The organism is Streptomyces atratus, from assembly GCF_900119365.1.
Classification (GTDB): Bacteria; Actinomycetota; Actinomycetes; order Streptomycetales; family Streptomycetaceae; genus Streptomyces; species Streptomyces atratus_B.
On sequence record NZ_FPJO01000002.1, the window covers coordinates 81,085 to 101,565 of the forward strand.

15 protein-coding genes and 1 pseudogene are annotated in these 20,481 nt (G+C 72.6%); 3 read left to right on the forward strand and 13 right to left on the reverse strand.

Features of this window, described 5'->3' with window-relative positions:
• Window positions 1-6: 6 nt before the first annotated feature.
• From BT364_RS04480 to BT364_RS04525, 10 genes are all read right to left on the reverse strand, one after another.
• A complete protein-coding gene (locus BT364_RS04480) occupies window positions 7-966 on the reverse strand; it encodes a magnesium chelatase ATPase subunit I (protein ID WP_072483773.1) in 960 nt (319 codons plus the stop codon).
• On the reverse strand, window positions 963-1,376 hold the full coding sequence (locus tag BT364_RS04485) for a CU044_2847 family protein (RefSeq protein ID WP_072483774.1): 414 nt from the start codon (window positions 1,374-1,376) through the stop codon (window positions 963-965). Before BT364_RS04485 ends, BT364_RS04480 begins: the two co-directional genes overlap by 4 nt.
• An 85-nt stretch (window positions 1,377-1,461) precedes the next feature.
• Window positions 1,462-4,455, reverse strand: coding sequence for an FxSxx-COOH system tetratricopeptide repeat protein (fxsT, locus tag BT364_RS04490; protein WP_072483775.1), 2,994 nt, complete (start codon window positions 4,453-4,455; stop codon window positions 1,462-1,464).
• Window positions 4,456-4,536: 81 nt separating this feature from the next.
• The gene (locus BT364_RS04495; protein WP_072483776.1) at window positions 4,537-5,934 is read right to left on the reverse strand and encodes an aKG-HExxH-type peptide beta-hydroxylase; all 1,398 of its coding nucleotides are present in this window, start codon (window positions 5,932-5,934) and stop codon (window positions 4,537-4,539) included.
• Complete coding sequence (locus BT364_RS04500; RefSeq protein ID WP_079179314.1) at window positions 5,931-7,124, reverse strand: FxsB family cyclophane-forming radical SAM/SPASM peptide maturase; 1,194 nt, start codon at window positions 7,122-7,124, stop codon at window positions 5,931-5,933. Before BT364_RS04500 ends, BT364_RS04495 begins: the two co-directional genes overlap by 4 nt.
• A gap of 144 nt (window positions 7,125-7,268) precedes the next feature.
• Window positions 7,269-7,466: an FxSxx-COOH cyclophane-containing RiPP peptide gene (gene fxsA / locus BT364_RS04505; protein ID WP_072483777.1), complete on the reverse strand. Its 198-nt coding sequence runs from the start codon at window positions 7,464-7,466 to the stop codon at window positions 7,269-7,271.
• A 58-nt stretch (window positions 7,467-7,524) separates the two neighbouring features.
• Entirely contained in the window at window positions 7,525-10,926 is a 3,402-nt protein-coding gene (locus BT364_RS04510; protein ID WP_072484175.1) for an SAV_2336 N-terminal domain-related protein, read from the reverse strand.
• A gap of 7 nt (window positions 10,927-10,933) precedes the next feature.
• Entirely contained in the window at window positions 10,934-11,965 is a 1,032-nt protein-coding gene (locus BT364_RS04515) for an AAA family ATPase (RefSeq protein ID WP_072483778.1), read from the reverse strand.
• Between the two features lie 91 nt (window positions 11,966-12,056).
• Window positions 12,057-14,123 (reverse strand): serine protease, encoded by a 2,067-nt coding sequence (locus BT364_RS04520; protein WP_256259588.1) that lies wholly within the window; start codon window positions 14,121-14,123, stop codon window positions 12,057-12,059.
• On the reverse strand, window positions 14,120-14,635 hold the full coding sequence (locus tag BT364_RS04525; protein ID WP_072483779.1) for a CU044_2847 family protein: 516 nt from the start codon (window positions 14,633-14,635) through the stop codon (window positions 14,120-14,122). Before BT364_RS04525 ends, BT364_RS04520 begins: the two co-directional genes overlap by 4 nt.
• Window positions 14,636-14,820: 185 nt before the next feature.
• Here BT364_RS04525 and BT364_RS04530 point away from each other — a divergent pair, with 185 nt between their 5' ends.
• Complete coding sequence (locus tag BT364_RS04530; protein ID WP_003961784.1) at window positions 14,821-15,003, forward strand: DUF6104 family protein; 183 nt, start codon at window positions 14,821-14,823, stop codon at window positions 15,001-15,003.
• On the opposite strand, the pseudogene BT364_RS04535 reads toward BT364_RS04530, so the two are convergent.
• Window positions 15,004-15,836 (reverse strand): annotated as a pseudogene (locus tag BT364_RS04535) (hypothetical protein).
• Between the two features lie 153 nt (window positions 15,837-15,989).
• Between BT364_RS04535 and BT364_RS04540 the strand changes: the two are divergent.
• Entirely contained in the window at window positions 15,990-16,847 is an 858-nt protein-coding gene (locus BT364_RS04540) for a DUF4097 family beta strand repeat-containing protein (protein ID WP_072483780.1), read from the forward strand.
• Between the two features lies 1 nt (window position 16,848).
• Entirely contained in the window at window positions 16,849-17,832 is a 984-nt protein-coding gene (locus BT364_RS04545; RefSeq protein WP_072483781.1) for a PadR family transcriptional regulator, read from the forward strand.
• Window positions 17,833-17,984: 152 nt separating this feature from the next.
• On the opposite strand, the gene BT364_RS04550 is transcribed toward BT364_RS04545, so the two are convergent.
• Both BT364_RS04550 and BT364_RS04555 read right to left on the reverse strand, forming a co-directional pair.
• Window positions 17,985-19,391 (reverse strand): cellulase family glycosylhydrolase, encoded by a 1,407-nt coding sequence (locus tag BT364_RS04550; protein ID WP_256259589.1) that lies wholly within the window; start codon window positions 19,389-19,391, stop codon window positions 17,985-17,987.
• A 32-nt stretch (window positions 19,392-19,423) separates the two neighbouring features.
• Window positions 19,424-20,389: a zinc-binding dehydrogenase gene (locus BT364_RS04555; RefSeq protein ID WP_072483783.1), complete on the reverse strand. Its 966-nt coding sequence runs from the start codon at window positions 20,387-20,389 to the stop codon at window positions 19,424-19,426.
• Window positions 20,390-20,481: the final 92 nt, after the last annotated feature.

The window sequence follows — 20,481 nt, forward strand, 5'->3', positions numbered from 1 at the left end:
GGCGGCTCAGCCGAAGAGGGCGCTGACGCGGTCGTCCTCGTCCGGCCCCCAGGTGAGGGCGGCGCCGTGGGCGGATTCCGGTCTGCGATGGCGCAGGGCCAGCGGCAGCACCCGGCGGACGTGGTCGGGTTCGACCTGCCGGTGCCCGTCCCGTGCGGCCAGCGCACGGGCTGTCTTCGCCACGAGGAGGTCACCGCGCTGCCCGATCGCGCCCAGCAGTTCCGCCGCCTCGGCACAGAGCCCGCTCACGCTCTCGTCGAGCCGGATGTCCTTCAGCCGGTCCCTCGCCTCCAGAAGCGCGGTACGCAGTGTGTCGTCCTCGTCCTGTGCGGCGCGCAGCCAGGCGGAGTCCTCGGCCTCCAGTTCCTCCTCGAAGGTGAGCACGGTCGTGATCATCCGCCGGCGCTCGTCGAGGTCCAGCTCGGACGCCGCCACCATCAGGCCGAAGCGGTCGAGCAGCTGGGCCCGCAGGCTGCCCTCTTCGGGGTTCATGGTGCCGACGAGTCCGAACGTCAGCTGCCTGGCCAGGTCGATGCCCTCGCGCTGGATGGACAGCACACCGGTGGAGACGACGTCCAGGATGATGTTGACGAGGTGGTCGTCCAACAGGTTGACCTCGTCGATGTACAGCAGTCCTTTTCTGTCGGCCTCTTCGAGCAGGCCGGGCTGCGGCTTCGCCACGCCCCGCATCAGCGAGTCCAGTTCCCAGCCGCCGACCACCCGGTCGTCGGTCGCGTTGATCGGGAGCGTGACGGGCAGTTCGCCGCCGGACATCAGCGCGAAGGCGCGGACCACGGTGGATTTGGCGGTGCCCCGCTGCCCGGCGATCAGCACCCCGCCGATCCTCGGGGCGATGAAGTTGAGCTCCAGGGCCAGCTTGAGGTCCTCCTGCCCGACGATCCGGCTGTACGGGAGGATCGGCACCCGGGGTGCCGGGGCGGCGGCCCGGGACTGTGGCTCGCTCATGAGGGTGTCGCCGTGGCAGTGGCCTGCCCCTCGTTGCCGGGCTGCCAGCGGAAGGTGACCTGGATCTGCGCCTCGGCACCGGCCTTCACCACGGCCGCCATACCGGCCTCGAAGGTGATCCCGACCTGGAGCTCGATCTCGTCGGGCCGCATCCCCTCACCGAGGTCCCCGAGCCGACGCATCGCCTGGGCGGCGCAACGTCGCGCCAGATCGAGTCCGTCGCCGTACAGGTCCCCGGCGCCGGTCAGAACGCGCCGGGCGGCGTCGGCGCCGCCCCTGGTGTCCCCGGAGTTGTAGAAGGATTCGGCGTCTCCGGTCGGCGCCGGTTCCGTCGCGAATGCCTCAGCATCCACGACGACCGGGATCGGGTCGCCCTCCCCCGGTGTCGCGGACCCGACGATGACCGTCATTCGCCCCCCCTGTTGCATCACAACTGACGTGTCCGGAAAGGATACTGACGGTCATTCACTTATCGAGAGCCTTTCCTGAAACGAATCAGATCATCTGCGGCTCGAAGTCCCAGTACGGACGGTTGCGGGAGCGGGCCGAGACCGTGTGGACGTGCTGGGCGCCCAGTGTCGCGGCCAGGTCGCCCAATGCCTCCCGCTCGACCTTGTCCGCGCGCTCGCGGTCACGGATGCCGCGCAGGTCCGCGGCGTGTGCGATGCGTGCGGAGAGGGTCAGCGGGTGGGTCCGGCCGAGGACCTCGGTGGCCCTGGCGATGACCGCGTCCGTCAGCGCGGCCGCGGATTCCGGGTCGCCCACCAGGTTGCGCAGCGCCGAGGCGTTCACCGCGCAGCCCAGGGTCCAGGGGTGGTGCTCCCCCACTGCTCGCGTCATGCCGGCGAGCGCCTCCTCCAACAGGGCGTGCGCGTGGTCGCGTTCACCCACGTTGCGGAGGATCAGGGCGTGATTGGCACGGGTTCCCGCCACGTACGGATGTTCCTCGCCGAGCATCTCCACATAGCCGTCGACCACCTTCTCGCTTATGGCCCTGGCCTGGTCGATGTCGGCGTGCTCGCGGGCGAAGAAACTCTGGCTCGCCGCGAACATCATGGTCAGCGGGTCGATCTCGCCGAGCACCCGCTCGCTTCGTTCGAGAACCCGGGTGAACAGCGTCGCGGCCCTGGCACGCTCGCCCGAGCGGTACTGGCAGAGCGCGAGATTGTGCTCGGCGCGCAGGGTCTGCGGGTTGTCGGGGCCCATGACCAGCCGGTGCACCCGGACGCTCTGGTTCTGGAGCGAGAGGGCGTCGCTGTAGCGGCCGAGCAGGCGCAGGTCGGTGGCGTAGTTGATCTCGGAGTAGAGCGTCCAGCCGTGACGCGGCCGCAACAGCTGACGGCGGGCGTCCAGGGTGCGGCGGTTGAGATCGAGTGCTTCCTCGTACCGGCCCAGCAGGCGCAGCGAGGTACCCAGGTTGTTCTGCGCGCTCAGCGTGCGCGAGTCCTGGTCGCCCAGGAGTTCGCGGTAGGCAGCGAGAATCCAGGCCGACATCTCCAGTGCCTCGTCATACCGGCCCAGACCCCGCAGGTCGGCGGCGAGGCCGCCGGCGGCACGGAGGTGTTCCAGGTCCTGGGCGCCGCGTTCGGCGCGGAGGTGGTCGACGGCGGCGCGTTCGATGGCTTCCGTGCCGGCGTAGTCGCCGACGGCCCGCAGCACGTTCGCGTAGTTGTAGCTGAGGTCCCAGACCCTGGGGTGGTCCTCGCCCAGGAGTTCCCGCCAGGCCTTCATGGCGCGCCGGCCCAGCTTGATGCCGGCCCGGTACTCGCCGGAGAGGTACATGTAGCGCAGGCAGTTGAGCACCAGGGTGTGAACGGCCGGGTCGGTGCTGTTGAGTACGTCGGCCCACTTCAGGTGCGGGGTGATCTCGGCGTAGGCGGGCCACAGCCGGGTGTCGGTGGGGCGGCCGGGGTCCGCGGCGGCGAGGGCCCTGCGGACCACGTCGATGAACTCGTGGCGGTCGCGTTCCGGCATGTCCTTGCCGACGATCTGGTGGACCATGCGGTGCATGTAGAGCGATTCGCCGGACGACGCCTCCTCGCCGGCCATCTCGTGGGACTCCAGGCGGACCACGGAGTACTGGCGGAGCTGGCCGATCGCCTTGTTCCACAGCAGCGGGTCGTTCATCAGGCCGGAGAGCTGTTCCGGCAGTTCGCCGGGAGGCAGTTCCCTCAGCAGTCGCACGGGGATGGAGCCGGGTGCGAAGAAGCTGCACAGGCGCAGCAGGTCGACGGATTCCGGGACGGTTTCCTTGAGCTTGTTCAGCAGTATCGACCAGGCGGTCTGGAAGGCGAGCGGGAAGTCGGCGGAGACCTTGACGACGTCCTGGTCGATGCCGCCTTCGAGGAGTTCGATGTACTCCTCGACGGACATGTCGGAGTCGTTGAGCCAGCCGGCCGTCTGGTCCAGGAGCAGCGGGAGGTCTTCGAGGGCCTCGGCCAGCTGGTCGGCGTCGTTCGGGGTCAGGCGTGGTGCGCGGCGGCGGATGAAGGCGACCGACTCGTCGCGTTCGTAGACCGGGACCTCGACGAGGTTGCTGTTGTGCTCGCTCCACTCCGGGTTGCGGGAGGTGATCAGGACGTGCCCGGGGCCGGTCGGCACCAGGTCCCAGATGTGTTCGGGCTCGTCCGCGCCGTCCAGCACCAGCAGCCAGTGGGAGTGCGGTTCGCCGCGGCGCAGCGCGTCGCGGACCGCGCGCAGCCGCTCCCCGTACTCGGCACCCGTGGACAGGCCCAGTTCGGGGGCGAGTTCGGCGAGCTTCTGGCGGTAGAGGGCGCGGCGGTCGGCGGGCACCCACCACACGACGTCGTACTCCGAGCCGAACCGGTAGACGTACTCCGCGGCCAGTTGGGTCTTGCCCACACCGGACATGCCGTGCAGGGTCACGACCCCGGCACCGGGTCCGGCGTCCTGGAGGGCCTGGTACGCCTTGCTGAGCAGCGCCTCTCGGCCGGTGAACCGGGTGTTGCGGCGAGGCACCCCGCCCCACACCTCGGGGGTGTCGGCCGGATACCGCGGCCCCTGCCTGGCCTCGACGGGCTCGGGCAACGGGTCGGTGGGCAGGCCCAGGCGCACCAGGAGCCGCCGCTCGGCCTCCTCGGCCCCGACATTGGTCAGGTCGGCCGCGGCGAGGGCCGAGGTGGCACCGGGGAGTGCGGAGGTGGTGACGCAGACGGCGGCGAAGCGGTCGGGGTCGGGGGCGACGACCTCGCGCAGCGCCCTGTTCCACTCCTCGTGACCGCGCGGGCCGAGCTGGAAGTACCAGTCGCTGAGGACCACCAGCACCCGGCCCCGGGAGAGCGTCAGATCGCGCAGCGAATCCTCCAGCGGGACCTCCACCGGAGGGTCCCAGCGCTGCTGGACCACCGTCACCCCGCGCCGCTCCAGGCGGTCCCCGATCCATGTCGCCCAGGCGCGGTTGAACCCGGCGAAACTGATGGTGACGGTTTGCGCCCCGGTTGCTCCAACTTGCCTACGCGTTCCGGGCATTCAACCGTCTCCCTGCCTCGATTCGAGCCTTGTCAACATACACCGGAGCATGGTCGTTCCGGCGGACAATCCCGGGGTCCTTCACGGCCTGTGCGAGCCGTTCCTCTGCTGCCATATCACCTTGGCGGTGGCCACGTATGCCTCCGCGCGCGCGAGGTGCCCCGTTGGAGGCGGGCAATCGTCCAGACGGTGGTAGAGCGTGATCATCTCGTTGACCAGCACCCGGCCTTCTCGGGTCAGTGCCGCCGATCCGGCCAGCACGGGCAGGACCGCCCCGACCTGTTCGCGGCAGCGGGCGTGCTCGGCCCAGGCCAGGTCGCGGTGGGTGACGCGCCGCGCGGCGAGCGCGAACCGCTGCCAGTAGTCGGCGAGCGCGATGTGCGAGTAGGCGCCCTGGAGCAGGCCGTCGAAGGGGCGGGGATCGGAGCGCCAAGGTGCGAAGTGGCGGGGTTCCGGTCCCTCGTGGTGCAGCGGCACGAGGGCACTGAGCGCGGACAGCTTGGTGTGCTGGAGTTCGTGGACGAGGGTGGAGGCGAAGTAGGCGGGGGTGGCCGGCTTGCTGCTGAGGACGGCGCCGAACGCCTCGCGCCTGGTGCCGCTGCAATGTGCCGCGCTCTCCCCCACCGGCCCGGAGCCGGGCGGCGGGCCGAGCGGGACCAGGCAGCGCAGCAGGACCGCCGCCTCGGTGAGGCGGTGCTCGCCGCCGATGGCGAGCAGGGGTGTCACTCCGGCCCAGGACTCGGCCCACGCCTTGCGTTCGTGGTCGTCGATGTGGGTGGCCGCGCTCAGTCCGTGCGGCTGGAGTCCGCTGCCGTCGGTGCGGTACGGGTCGACGTCGTCCAGGGGTACCGGGCCGGTGCCGGACTGCACTGCGGGCAGGGCGAACACCGGCAGCCAGCGCGGGTCGGCCGAACCGGTCGTGCCGTCCGGCTGCGTGTGCGCAGAGAGGGGTGGCTCACTCACGCCCTGATACATCGTCACCTCACCCTCGTGGAAGGTGATGTCGATCTCCTCGGACGGTGTGCGCAGCGCGCCCAGGGTGGGCAGGGACAGGAGCCCGTCGTGTGCGGTGAGGCGGGTCGTGAACGGGATTCCGGCACGGATCGCGGCCGCTGCGGCCAGGGCGCTCAAGTGGTCCAGGTCGGCGCGGAGTTCGGGTCCGGGTCCGGGGCCGGTGGCGGAGAGGCCGCGCAGGCAGCGTTGTGCCCAGGGACCGATGAGGGGGTGGAGCAGGACGGCGCGTACGGCGGTCCGGTCGGTGCGCTCGGCCGTCTCCAGCAGCGCCCAGTCCTGGCGCAGGCGGTCGAGCGCCCGGGGCGGGCAGATGGCCGTGGGGGCCGCCTCGGCCGCGTCGAGCAGGGCTCGCAGCAGGAGGAGCCGGTGGGTGTCCTGATCGCGCACGAGGACGCGAAGGGTCTCGGAGTCGCCCTCGGTGCGGCCCAGTTGGCGCAGCATGTGGTCCGGGAGTGGGGGGATCATCGGCGTTCTCCTGCGGTTGCGTCGGACAGCCGGGCGGCGATGTGGCGTACCAGCCGTTCGAGGTCCGCGCAGTAGACGGACGGGTTGGCGAAGCCGTTCTCCGCGCGGTAGCGGTGTGCGTAGTGGCCGCCCCCGCAGACGCTCAGCAGCGGGCAGGCCCGGCAGGCTGCGGCGAGTGCGTCGGCGCCACCCCGGCGGGCGGCGACGCCGGGGTGGCGCAGGGCGTCGTCGAAGGTGTGGCGGAAGACGTCGAGGCCGGTGGCAGCGGCCGTGTCGTAGGCGGACTTGAGGGAGTCGACCTGTTCGATCGTCCCGTCCGTCTCGATCACGATCGCGTCGACCGGGTCGAGGCCGAGGGACTCGGTGGCGCCGGGCAGGCCCAGCAGCAGGGCGATGCACTCCTCGAAGAGCCGGATCCGGGTCTCCCGCCGTCCGGTGCGCCACCAGCGGTCGAAGACGGTGGTGAGCCAGTCGCCGTACGGGGTCGGACGGCCGGGCCCGGTGACCGGCAGGCCCGGTGGCGGGGTCGTCCAGTTGCCGTGCGGGAGCAGCAGGTCCAGGGCCGGGGGGCGCAGTTCGAGCAGCGACTCGTACATCTCGACGGGGTCGGTGTCCGGGTCGACGACGGTGAGGATGCCCGCGTAGGCCTCGGGGTGCCGGTCGGCGAGGAGCCGGGTGCCGCGCGAGGCGGCGGGCCAGGAGGGGCGTCCGGCGTGGTCGGTGCGCCGGCTGTTGTGGGCGGGCCGGCCGCCGTCGAGGCTGACGCCGATGCGTATGCCGTGCCGGGCGAGCGTGGCGACGCGGCTCTCGGTGAGGAGGGTGGCGTTGGTCTGGACGGTGGTGTGGACGGTGCAGCCGTCGGGCGTCAGGGCGCGTACCCGGTCGGCGAAGGCGGCCAGCCGGTCGGCGCCCGCCAGGAGGGGTTCGCCGCCGTGCAGGACGAGCGCGAGGTCCCGCAGTCCGTGGTCCGCCGCGTGTTCGGCGATGCGGTGCGCGGTGCGGTCCAGGACGGCGGGCGCGGCGGCGGCCGGCCGGTCGCGCCAGGTGCGGTCGGGGCCCTCGTACAGGTAGCAGTAGCGGCAGGCGAGATTGCAGCGGCCGTGCACCTTGACGATGAACTGCCCGAAGGAGAAGGGAAGTCGGCCGCTCTCGGTGCCCGGGAGCGGTTTCGGCGTCGCCTGTCGAGACACTCCCGCACCCCCGCGCCGTTCACATCCTCCGGCACGGCCCCCGTCGCCGTCCCGAGGCGAGTATCCCTGGCCTGTCGTACGGGCAAACGTGTGCCTCACCACGATGTCCTGTTCAACCGGGCCCCGGACCGAAATCGTGCGGCGTCAGAAGGCGTTGGTGAACCCCCACAGCATTTCCCGCGGCTGCTCGGCCCGCCCGCGCAGATCCGCGACCACCTCGGCGAGCACCGGATGGTCCAGTGTCCGCAGCGACTCCAGGTCGAGCCCCAGCAGATCCGGCAGCGCGTCCGGTCCGCCGGACGGTCCGCCCGCCGGTACGCCCTGGTGTTCCGTCTCGTTCATCGTTCCTCCCCGTGACCTCGTGAATCCTGCCGTCCGCCGGTGCTCCTCTTCGAGCGGCTCAGCGTTCCAGTTCCGCCAGCCGCTCCGCGGTCGCCTCGCCCGCCGAGCCGCCGCCGTCCGGCAGTTTGCGCCATTCCCGGTGGGCCGCCCGGTACGCCTCGCGGGCGGCCCGGGGGCGTCCCGCCCTCTCGTACGTCATACCCCGCCAGTGGTTGGCTGTAGCACTCAACTCGACTGCTTGTGCGAACTGTTGCGGACCGTCCAGCTCCGCCTCCGCCGCACCGGCCGCCTCGGCCGCCTCGGCCGCGCCCCGGAACGCCTCGGCCGCCTCGTCGAGCCGGGCCGGACGTTGCAGCACCCGGGAGGCGTCGAGGTGGGAGCGGCCCAGCTCCAGCCAGCAGCGTGCCTCGGTCAGCGGGTCGGTCGCCTCCTGGGCGGCGAGGCCGAAGAGGTGCTCGGCCTCCCTGAGGTCGACCCGGTCCTCGGTGGCGCGGTGCCGCAGCATCAGCGCCCGGCCCAGCATCAGCAGCCGCTCGGCCTGGCGCGTGCTCCCCGCAGCCGTCTCCGTACGGCAGTCGCGCAGCACCCGGATCGCGGCACCGATGTGCGGGCGCCCGTCCGGCAGCCGGGCCCGGCGCAGCAGGGTGCCGCCCCACTCGGCGAGCAGGTCGGCGTGGGCCCGCGAGTCGCGCGGTACGCCGCGGGCGGCGCGGGCGAACCAGTCGGCGGCGTCGACGAGTTCGTCCGGCTCGCCGGTGTGCTCGTACCGCGCGACACCGACCCGGCCCGCCCTGATCTGGAGCGAGGCGCGCAGCCGCTGTTCGCGTACGGTCGCCAGGGCCTGCTGGATCAGGGTCGCGGCCTCGTCGGGCTCCTGGCCGGAGCCGAGCAGGGCGTCCACCAGGTCCAGCAGGATGCGCACCTCGGTGCCCATGGTGTGCCGGCCGCCGCCCTGTTCGAACGCGGTGCGCAGGGAGCGAGCCGCCTGGCCCGCGTACACCCGGGACTGTTCGGTGTCGGCGGTGGCCCCGGCCAGCTTCAGCAGGGTCCGGCCGTGCGCCAGGGGCAGGGTGGTGGGGCGGTTCTCCTGGTCGGGCCAGACGTCGGCGAAGGCCTCCAGCATGCCGCACGCGGCCTGGAGCAGCGCGGTGTCGCCGTCGAGCCGCCACTGCGCCTCCAGGGCCCGGACCCGTTCCAGCGTCAGCCGCAGGGCCTCGGCGGGCTCCAGGCCGGCGGCCGAGCAGGCGGCCGTGTACTCACGGTCGGCGCGGCGCAGCAGCTCCAGCGCCCCGCGCCGGTCGCCGCGCCGCCGCCGGTCGTCGGCTGCGGCGTGCAACACCTTGGCCAGTACGGCCCGTTCGCGCACGGCGGTGGGGTGTGCGGCGGCCTGCTCGGCGGCGTACTCGGCCTCGCGGAGCAGTTCGGCGTCGCCCTGGACCTCCCACAGCCGCAGCACGCAGCGGGAGTACTCCGCCCACAGTCCGGGGTCGGCGCCCGGCCGCTCCTCGCGTTCGGTGGCGCCGCGCAGCAGCTGCACGGCGTCGATGAGGTACTGCACCATGCTGTCCGACTCGAACTGCCGCAGGAGGGCGCGGGCGCTCTCCACCGCGGCGTTCCGGGTCTGGGCGGTGCCGCGGTGGCCGCCCCGTCCGGTCTTCGTCACGAACTGCTCGGGCAGGGGCATGAAACGCTCCAGTACGCGGACCGCGACCTCGGCGAAGGGATGGGGGACGCGCGAGGCGCCGCTCGCGCCGCCCTCCCCGTTCTCGCCGCCCTCTTCGCTCTCCTCGTCGGGTGCGCCGTTCTCCATGGGGTCCGTGCCGAGGGCGGCAGGCAGCGCCGCGGATCTGCCTTCGCCGAGCTGGGCGAAGGCCAGGGCCGGAAAGTTCGGCCCGCCCTTGCCGAACCGCTGCTCGATGTACTGCGAACAGTGCTTGAGCACGAGCAGCGCCTCGTCGCGGCTCAGCGGGCCGAGCAGTGCCTCCCGTACGCCGGGCACGAATTCGTACCACTGGCCGTCGTACTGACCGCCGCCCTCGCCCCTGCTCCGTGACAGCAGCCCGCTCAGCAGCACCTCGGCGAGTTCGGAGGGGCCCGAGTGGGGCAGCATCGTGCGCTGCACCAGCTGCATCACCGGCAGGTGCAGCGGGGCCGCCGCGAGGTAGACCGCGAGCTGCCCGGCGGCCGGCGAGGCGGCCGCCCGGAAGCGGCTGACCAGCTGGAGCGAGGAGAGTCCGCCGCCCGGGCGCTGTGCGGCGGCGGCCGGCTGATCGGGCCGCACCCAGCCGACCGCGCCGGAGATCTGTCCCGAGCCGGTGCCGGAGAGCAGTTTCGCCCAGGCCGCCAACGCCCCCTCGACCGGCGGGAGCACGGGAACGGCGAGGGCCCCCGGGTGCACGGCGGGGCCCGTGCCCGGATGCTCGACGACCTTCAGTACGGCGGCCCCGCCGGGTCCGTCGCCCCGGGACAGCGAGCCGTAGGTGACCGGGAGTCTGGTCCGGTTCCACATCCGCTGCGGGAGCGGCTGGAGCACGGCGGCCGGGGCCTGTGCGGCCAGGTGGTGCAGCAGCCGGTGGGCCCGTCCGCTGTGCCAGAGCGGACCGGCGCAGTCGCTGACCAGGACGGTGACGCGGCGGCCGGTCGGATCGCTCAGCCGGTCCGCGGAGTGCAGTGGCGCCGCGGCCGGGTCGGGGCTGCGGCTCACCGCGGCGGCGCCGTCCGGGCCCTGGTGCAGATAGCGCATCTGGACGTCCCGGAAGGCGCCCAACTGGGCGAATATCTGCTGGAGTTCACCGAACATGCGGTCCCACACCCGCATCGAGGACGAGGCGTCCATGACGCACTGCAGGACCGCCTCGCCCCGGGACACGCCCCGGAACACCGGCATGATCAACCCGCCCGCGCGGGCGCTGAGTTCGGCGGTCGCCGTCTCGTCGAGGGTGGTGCGCAGGGGCGGCGAGGCGGGGTGGTAGCGCTGCAAGGGTCTCAGGGCTCGCTGGAGTTCGAGGGGGGCGGGGAGTGCGGGGGCGGCGGGCACACCGAAGGTGAGGGCGGCCGTACGCCCCGCCCGGGCGGCACCCCGGCCGGTCCGCGGGCGGGCGCCGGGGCGCGGTACGGGGTAGAGGGTGATCCGGTCGGCATCCCCGGGATCGGCGCGCGGCAGGGGTTCGTCGCGCGGCGCCTCGGGTGCGGGCCCCACGGCGGCGGGCCCGGGGGCGGCGGGCGGCCCGTCCGCCCGCTCCGGAGGAAGGCGGACGGGCGGGGCGCTCCCCCGCACCTCCTCGTCCTCCGGTGGTGCGTCCGGGTGGCGGGCCCAGCGGGCCAGCCAGAGCGCGTCGCGGAGCTGCTCGACGTCGGGGTCGAGCCCGGCCTCGCGCAGCCGTGCCACGAACGCGGGGTAGAGCCCCGCGTCGTCGGCGCCACGCGCATCGGGGGAGCGCTCCGGCCCGGCGCCCGCCATCAGCACATCACCTCGGCCGGTCGAGTCGCTGGATGAGCAGGTCGGCGAGGCGGTCGCGGCCGGCCGGGGCGGCGGCGTCGGTGAGGTAGATCGCGTTCAACAGCTGGTCCGTGGCGAGGAGTTCGCTGCGCGACCGCTCCAGGAAATGGGCGATGAGATCGTCCCCGGAGCGCGCCGCCTCGTCGCCGAGGTGGGCGCGTACGAAGGTCGCCAGCCGCTGGTGGTCGGGGCGTCCGAGCTCCAGGTGGATGCAGCGGCGCATCAGGGGCGCCGGAAAGTCCCGTTCGCCGTTGCTGGTGAGCACCACGAACGGGAACGACGTGCACTGCACCCGGCCGCCGCGGACCTTCACCTTGTTGCCGTCGTCGTCGAGGACCTCCGCCTCGCCGTCGGGCAGCCGGTCGGCGATCCGCTCCAGTTCGGGGATGCCGAACTCGCCCTCCTCCAACACATTGAGCAGGTCGTTCGGCAGATCGATGTCGCTCTTGTCCAGCTCGTCGATGAGCAGCACCCGGGGCCGGTCCGAGGGCATCAGCGCGGTGCCGAGCGGCCCGAGCCGGATGTAGCTGCCCACTCCGTCGGCGGCCTCGGCGCCGCGCGTACCGGCTGCCGCGCCGTGTGCGGCGATCTGCACGTCCTGGAGCCGGGCGATCGCGTCGTAGTGGTAGAGGCCGTCCAGCAGTGTCGTCCGGCTCACGATCGGCCAGCGCAGGACCCGGCCGAGCCCGAGCTCATGGGCGACGGAGTGGGCCAGTGTGCTCTTTCCGGCGCCGGGGGTGCCGGTGACCAGCAGCGGGCGCCGCAGATAGAGCGCGGCGTTGATCATTTCGAGCTCTTCGGCGCCCGGCCGGTGGAGTTCGGCGATGTGCCGGTGGCCGCCGAGACGGCGGTCGGCGGATCCGTCCCCGTCCGGCTCGTCGGAGGCCGGGGCGCCCCGGCTCGCGAAGTCGCGCCAGGGCGGTGGCGGGGGCAACTGCTCGATGCCTTCGTGCGGTTCGCCGGCCCCTCGGTAGATGAGCCACTCGCTGGGTTCACTCATAACGTGTTCCTCGTCATCACTCGTCCGCCAGGGGCAGCAGCAGTCGAACGTGGTTCACCGTAGCCATCCGATCCGCACCCCGGAACCCACCTCACGGCGCCTGCAGGAACGGGTCGGGCGGCTCCGATTGCGGTTTGCCGTACACCAGGGCGATTCCGTCCGACCAGAACATGTCGGGACGGCCCTCGCGCACCCCTTTCCTCAGCTCCTGGATCTTCTGCGGAAGCCGGTCGGCCACGCCCGTCCCGTCGACCGTGTCGACGGCGCGGAGGTGGAACTCCGTGCAGGCCGCGGCCCGTTCGGCCCTCGGGCGGCGCCACAGGACCACGCCGTACCCGGCTTCGAGCACCCGCCCGAACCCCGCGACGCTCTGGGCGTCGGACCGGCCGCCGTACCGGCAGAGCACCGGGACGGTCTCGTACGCCTGTCCGCGCAGCTCCGCCGTCACCGGGACGGGTACCCGCATACCGTCGTCGCAGTCGAGGACCGCGGCCCGCATCGGGCCGGTGTGGATGCGGTTCCAGCGCGCCTCGCGCTCCCGGGCGCCGTCCTCGGAGGGGGCGGGGCGCCCGTCCGAGCAGCGGATGACGACCGGCCGCTGGACTCCGAGCGGCCGGCCGTCGGCGGGCAGCTCCCACTTCTCGACCTCCAGGTCGAGCAGCGCCGGTGGCACCACGACCTGGAGGACCGCGGGGCTGTCGGGTTCGTCGCACATCCGGAACGCCTTCGCCAGGGAGGGGGCGAGCCTGGCCGGCAGTTCGTCGGCCCTGGTTCCCTGGTAGTTCTCGGTCACCGGCAGGTCGTCGTCGGACGGGCGGGCGACGACCCGCCAGTCGTACTGGTCCGGCTGCCAGGCGCGGGGCTCCAGGTGCAGCACGACGACCGACGGGGAGCGCGGCGGCCGGACCGGCTCGCCGGCCGGCTCGGGGGTCCGCAGATGTTCGGCGCCCCGGTCGTACCGGCCCTGGTACCGCAGCTGGGCCATCTCACGGCGGAACGGCCGCCGGAGCCGGTCCTCGGCGGTCTCCTTCACCCAGTCCCACAGGGCGTCCTCGGCGAGTTTGGTGGACGGCACCACATAGGGGCGTTCGGCGGTGATGGCGCTCATGCAGTAGCGCAGGATCCGCTCCAGCGCCTCTTCGCCCTCGCGTGCGTCGTAGAGGACTCCCAGGCCGTCGCGCCAGCCGCGGGGGGCCGGGACGCCGACGGTCCGGTAGCCGTACCCCAGGCCGCCGAGGATGTCGAGCAGGCTGCGGGTGCTGACCGGAGGGGGAAGCTTGGCGAGCCGCCCCAGCAGGTCGACGCGCTGCTGCGGGGTGAGTGCCGGGCCCGCCACGCAGCCCAGGTCCCGCTGGACATCCGCCCAGGTCTCCTCGTCGTCGACGGGGCTGTTGTGCCGGTCGGCGTGGTAGCGGTCGTGGGCGTGGAACACGGCCTGGTACGGGTCGTCGGACTCGGCCGTGGCCGCCCCCGCCGGCACGGGCAGCGTGCGCAGCCGCTCCACGCCGATCGCCGTACCGCCGTTCGTATCCATGGAGCGTGATTTGAGTACGCCGACGACCTCGCCCCGGGCCAGGTCGACGACGGGTCCGCCGGACATGCCCGCGTACAGCTGGCTCGCCTCGATCAGCACCTGTTCGTCGCCGTCGGACCAGTCGTCGACGGTGCCCACCACCCGGCACTCCCGGCCGAGCCGCTTGAGCGTTCCCGCGCCGCCGTCCGCCCAGCCCGCGAAGTAGTACGCGCCGCGGTTCATGCCCGTGGAGCGCTCGCTGAGGTACACACAGGGGTGCTCGACGGGGCGCAGCAGCTGGATGAGGGCGAGGTCGGGGGCCGGCCAGCCGCCTGCGCCGGGCCGCTGCTCGGGCAGGGCCGCCCTGACCGTGCCCCCGACCCGGACGGCGTCGCCGCCGCGGGCGGTCTTGTACACCACGTTCACCTGACGCCCCCTCCCCTCCATCGCGACGTGCGCGCACGTGAGGACCCAGCTCGGGGCGATGAAGAAGCCGCTCCCCAGGAAGTCGCCGTCGGATCCTTCAGGGGCATACCCGGGCTCCGGACGATGGATGCGCACCGTCGCGTCCTTCACGAGGCTCATCAGCGCGGATTCCGCGTCGTTCGGCCCGTGCCACGCGCCCCCGGCCGGCGGGGGCGTCACGATCCGCTTCCGTCGTCCGGTCCGGTGCCGCTCGCATGCGCCGATGCGCCGGTGGATGCCCCGGCGGGAGAAACGGAGGGAGAGGCGGCGGGAGAGACGGAGGGGGTGGCCGGCTGCTGTCCCGCCGTCTGTGCGGGCACCTGCGGGTCGAGGGGCGGTCCGCCGCCGTTCCATGTCAGCGTGACCTTGATGGACCCCTTGGCCTCGCCGTCCGCGAGGAGTCCGACGACCTTGCCGGACTTCGCGGTGAGCTCGATGCCGAATTCGACGCTGACCTCGTCGGGCCGCACGGCCCGCAGCGGCTCGGCGAGCGAACGCGCGACGCTGGTCACGACCCCTTGCAGGCTCTCGACCCGGGCCTGCACCCGGTCGGCGATGTTCCCGGCACCGATGTCGGTGAACGACGGGCCCGAGCCGGGCTGTGTCAGCTCCTCGGCGCCGGAGATCCGCGCCCAGACCTCCGTGCCGTCGGGCATCTCAATGCGCGTAATACGGGCGTCACTGTCACCCATGAAACCCCCCGTTCCCCAACTACCCGCAGGCTAACGGCAGTACGCGCCCGATGCGAGGTACATCGACCAGGACGCGGGGGTGGTGCGGGCCGGTTCTCGGCGGGCTCGCGGGGCTGCCGGGAACTGCGGCCCAGGGACCTGGTCCCGGCCTCCGTGGGGCTGTCACCAGGCATTAGGCTTGCCGCATGTACTTCACCGACCGCGGTATCGAGGAGCTGGAGAAGCGGCGTGGCGAGGAAGAGGTCACTTTCGAGTGGCTCGCCGAGCAGCTCCGTACGTTCGTCGATCTCAATCCCGACTTCGAGGTGCCGGTAGAGCGCCTCGCGACCTGGCTGGCCCGGCTCGACGACGAGGACGAGGACGAGTAGTCACTCGCGCCTGTTCGCGGTGTCCTCGGCGCCCCTGATCCGGTCGTAGGCGAGGCCGAGCGCCCCGTGCGCCAGCAGCAGCGCCCCGGCGAGCACCCATCCGCCGCCGGGGCGGCGCAGCCCCAGAGGGCCAGCGGGAGTCCGGCCGCGAGCTGGGCGCCTGCCAGGATCCGGGCCCTGGGGCCGCGCATCCAGGGGCCGGGACGGCTGCTCCCGACCGCGTCGAGTTCGGCCTTCACCGCCTCGCGCCACCCGGTCCAGACGAGCGGTTCCGCTTCGGGCCGGTCGTCGGCCGCGGCGTACAGCCGGTCGCCCGGCGTGTCCGGGTCCAGGCCCGGCGGAAGGACCAGCCCGATCCGGGTCAGGACGGCGAGCAGACCGCGCAGCCGGATGCGCGCGTCGGCGTCCGGGTCCGGGCGGGTCAGCCCTTCGAGCGACTGGACGTCCAGCACGGGGTCGAGGCCGAGGCGCTCGGCGAACGTACGCATGGCCTCGTCCTCACCGGCCGGGGTGCCGTCGGCGAGCCAGACGTAGCCGACCGGACGGCGGAATCCGGACGCGAGCGTACAGCCGGCCCGGTCGCCGTCCCACCACACGGCGAGCACGGGCCAGGTCGAGCCGACCGCGAGCACGATGACCCAGCCGGCCACGACCCGGTCGACCGGCTCCACATCCGCAGCACCGCCCCGCCAGGGCTTTCCTTCGGGGACGAGGACGGACCAGCCGTCTCCGGCGGGAGCGAGCAGCATCCGCTCGCGCAGCAGATGGGCCACCGGCCGTACGGTCTCCGGTTCGGCACGGCAGCAGCGCCCCCGCGGGGATGTCGCGTTCATGCGCCACACGCTAGGGCAATTTGCCCATATTTAGCGCTCCTTGATCCACCGGCGACCACATGACGCGCCTTGACTTCCCCGAACCGCGATATATCGTGTTCAACAAGAGACGCGATATGTTGCGTCATCCATGCTCCCCGGGAGGTCAGATCCATGCCTGTGTCGACATGGGCCATCGCCGAGCCCCAGAAGCTGACCTTCGACGACCCCGTGACATCGCTCAACGTGCGCATCGTCGGAGGCACCGTCAATGTCGTCGGCACCGAGGATCCGACCGCCCGGCTGGAGGTCTCCGGGATCGAGGGACCGCCGCTGATCGTGACCCTGGAGGACGGCACGCTCACGGTCGCCTACGAGGACCTGCCCTGGCAGAACTTCCTCAAGTGGTTCGACCGCAAGGGCTGGCACCGCAGCGCGGTCGTCTCGCTCGCCGTGCCGGCCGGGTCGGCGGTGGAGGTCGGCGTCGTCGGCGCGGGCGCCGTCGTGTCCGGCATCCGCGGGCGCACGGACGTACGGGGCGTCACCGGCGACACCGCGCTCGTCGGGCTCGCGGGACCGGTCCTGGCCGAGACGGTCTCCGGCAACGTGGAGGCCCAGTCGGTCACCGGCGAGCTCCGCTTCCATTCGGTCTCGGGCGATCTGACGGTCGTCGAGGGCGCCGGGGCCTCGGTGCAGGCGGAATCGGTCAGCGGCGACATGGTGCTCGACCTGGACCCGACCGGGAAGCCCACGGACATCCGGCTGACCACTGTCTCCGGCGAGGTCGCCATCCGGCTGCCGCACCCGGCGGACGCGACGGTGGAGGCCAACACCGCGAGCGGCTCCGTCTCCAACGGCTTCGAGGACCTGCGGGTCAGCGGCCAGTGGGGGGCGAAGAAGATCACCGGCACGCTCGGCGCCGGGACCGGGAAGCTGAGGGCGACGACCGTCTCGGGATCGATCGCCCTGCTGCGCCGCCCGCCGGCCGAGGACGGCCCGTACGATGCCGAGCCGACCGGAAAGGTGCTCTGACATGCCCCCCGTATTCGCCCATGGCCGCCTCCGCCTCTACCTTCTGAAGCTCCTCGACGAGGCCCCTCGTCACGGCTACGAGGTCATCCGGCTCCTGGAGGAGCGTTTCCAGGGGCTGTACGCCCCCTCGGCGGGCACGGTCTACCCGCGCCTGGCCAAACTGGAGGCCGAGGGCCTCGTCACCCATGCCACCGAGGGCGGCCGCAAGGTCTACTCGATCACCGACGCGGGCCGCGCCGAACTGGCCGGCCGCACCGGCGAACTGGCCGATCTGGAAATGGAGATCCGGGAATCGGTCTCCGAGCTGGCCGCCGAGATACGGGACGACGTACGCGGCGCCGCCGGCAAGCTGCGCAGCGAGATGCGAGCCGCGGCGGACGAGACCAGGCACACGGGTTCCGGTTCGGGCCGCAAGGGCGACTGGGAGTCCCCCTTCGGCGACTTCGGGGACTTCGGCGACAAGGAGACGTGGCGCGCCGCGAAGGAGGAACTGCGCAAGGCCAAGCAGGAATGGAAGGAGCAGGCCCGCCGGGCGAAGGACGAGTCCCGCCGCGCCCGTGAGGAGGCCCAGCAGGCCCGCCGCCAGGCCAAGGAGGCCCAGGACCGGGCGCGCGAGCAGATGCAGAACGCCGCCCGCCAGGTCCAGGAGCACTTCGCCCGGGGCGACTGGCCCACGGGCGTACGGGAGGGGCTGGCCGAGATCACCGGGCAGCTGAGCGGCTTCGCCAGGGCGGGCGCCCGACCCCCGTACGTCAAGCCGGAACCCGCCGACGCCGACCCCGACTGGGGCAAGGACACCGCCGGCACCGGCGACCCCGCCCGCGACCTGGACCGCCTGCTCGACCGCTTCCGCGACGACATCCGCGACGCGGCCCGGGACCGGGGTGTCACGGAGGAGCAGCTGGCGGAGGCCCGCGGCCATCTGTCGACGGCGGCGGCCCGCATCGGGGCGCTGCTGCGGAAGGGCGACAGCGGGGAGAAGTGACGGGCGGGGCGGGGGGGTGCGCCGGGGCAGGAACCGGGCGACCCCGGGCACGCCCCGGGGCACGCCCCCCGAAGGCCGGGAAGTCGGCGCCTCAGCCCGCCTTCTTGAACGGCTGTCAACCGTGGTTGACAGCCGTGCCGCGTCCGGCCCGCTCAGCCGCGCGCCGTCCCTGTCACCGTCACCGTGACGCGCGTCCCCTCCCGGGCCCGGACGCGCACCTCTCCCCCGTGCCTGTGGACCTCGGCGCGGCCGTCCACCGAGACCAGCCACCGCCCGGCGGTCGGCGGCAGCGAGATCTCCGTGGTGCCGCGGCGGCCCGCCGTATAAGTGAGCCGGTAGACGCGGGCGTTGTCGTCGTACGTGTCGGAGTGGACGGTTCCGGCGACGGCGGGGGCGTACGGGGTGGCGGTCCGCTCCTTGTTGGCGGCGAAGTCCCCGTTCTCGTCCAAGGCGCAGTAGCCGCCGCCGTAGCACCACACCCAGCCGGCCCAGCCCGAGGTGTAGCGGTTCAGGGAGGCCATCGCGTCCTGGTAGAAACGGCCCATCTGGGGAAGCGTGTTGTTCAACGGGCCCCACTCGCCGACGACGACCGGAATGTGCTGCTGTGCCGGGTAGGCGGTGACGGCGGCCTCGTACGACTCGATCCAGCCCGCCGACGGGTCGTAGTCGGCGCCCGCCTCCATCGCGGTGTTGTAGAAATGCGGTGCGTAGACGATCCGGTGGTCCTTGATCACGCCCAGCCCGGTGGGGACACCCTCGCCGACGGCGGGGGTGGGTTCGACGAAGAGCCAGGTGGAGCGGTCCACCGAACGAATGGCGCGGGCCAGCCTGTTGTACATCGGGGTGAGCTGGCGGGCCTCGATGCGCCGGGCGGCCGTCGGCAGGTCCTCACCCTCCTGGAGCTCCCCCATCGGCTCGTTGATCAGGTCGTAGCCGATGACGGCGGGGTGATGCGCGTAGCGGTCGGCGACGACCTTCCACATCTGCGCCTGGGCGCGCTGGAGATCGGGGTCCTCGTAGAGATGGGTGAAGGCACGCTGCACGGCGGGCTCGAAGTACTCGGAGAACCAGTCGTCGGGGTGCGGGGTGAAGGGCAGACCGTCGGTACGGGTCGCCCAGGCCGGGATGCCCCGACTGCCGAACGCCGGGCCGAAGACGTCCTGGTGGGCATCGAGCACCACCCGGATGCCGTACTTCCGCGCCCAGCCCAGGACCCGGTCGATCCGGCGCAGATACGCGGTGCTGTACTGGCCCCGGCGCGGCTCCAGGTCGTCCCAGAAGATGAGGAGCCGGGCGAAGTCGAAGCCCTTGGCGTGCAGATCGCGGAATTGTTTCTCGGTGATGGCGGTCAGCGCCTGGTCACCGCTGTTCGTCTTGTCCGCGAAACTCCACCCGCGCAGGGTGAGGGTGCGGCCCTCGTCGTCGGTGAGACGAGGGATGCCGGGCCGATCCGGTGGTGCGGGGTGTGCGTCGGCGACAGGGGCGAGCGCCCCCGCCGCGAGCACAACCGAAGTGACGACCGAGGTGAGTACGCTGCCTAAGCGCATCCGTATTCGCATGGCGCAGATCAGAGCAGCTCACCCTGCACACCTCAAGAGCAGGTGAGCACAATCTTTCCGAACTGGTCGCCCGCCGCGAGCCGTTCGAACCCTTCGCGGGCCCGGTCCAGCGGCAGCACCTCGTCGATGACGGGCCGCACACCGGTGGTCGCGCAGAAGGCCAGCAGGTCCTCCAGCTCGTCCTTGGAACCCATGGTCGAGCCGACCACCTTCAGTTCCAGGAAGAAGATCCGGGTCAGCTCGGCGTGCGGGGGCCGGTCGCCGCTGGTCGCGCCGGAGATGACGAGCGTGCCGCCGGGGCGCAGCGACTTCACGGAGTGGGACCAGGTGGCCGCGCCGACCGTCTCGATGACCGCGTCGACGCGCTGCGGCAGCCGCGCGCCCGGCTCGAAGGCCTCGATCGCGCCGAGTTCGACGGCCCGCTTGCGCTTGGCCTCGTCGCGGCTGGTGGCGTAGATCCGCAGCCCGGCCGCCCGGCCGAGCACGATCGCGGCGGTGGCGACGCCGCCGCCCGCGCCCTGGACGAGGACCGAGTCGCCGGGGCGCACCCCGGCATTGGTGAAGAGCATCCGGTACGCGGTGAGCCAGGCGGTCGGCAGACAGGCGGCCTGCTCGAAGCTGAGCTCCTTCGGCTTGGGCAGCACGTTCCAGCTGGGGACGGTGACCTGCTCGGCGAAGGTGCCCTGGTAGCGCTCGGTGAGGATGGAGCGGGGTTCCTTCGGGCCGACGCCGTGACCGGTCTGGCCGATGACGGAGTGCAGGACGACCTCGTTGCCGTCCTCGTCGATTCCGGCCGCGTCGCAGCCGAGGATCATCGGCAGCTTGTCCTCGGCGAGGCCGACGCCGCGCAGGGACCAGAGGTCGTGGTGGTTGAGGGAGGCGGCCCGGACGTCGACGGTGGTCCAGCCGGGGCGGGCCTCGGGGGCGGGGCGTTCACCCAGATCGAGGCCGTTGAGGGGCTGGTCGCGGTCGATGCGGGATGCGTAGGCGGCGAACATGGCCCCGACGATAGGCCGGGCGCGGGCCGGGCGTAACCGGCCGCCGGTGTGACGCGCGCCGCGCATTCCAGCCCCTGCGGCGATCGAGGAGC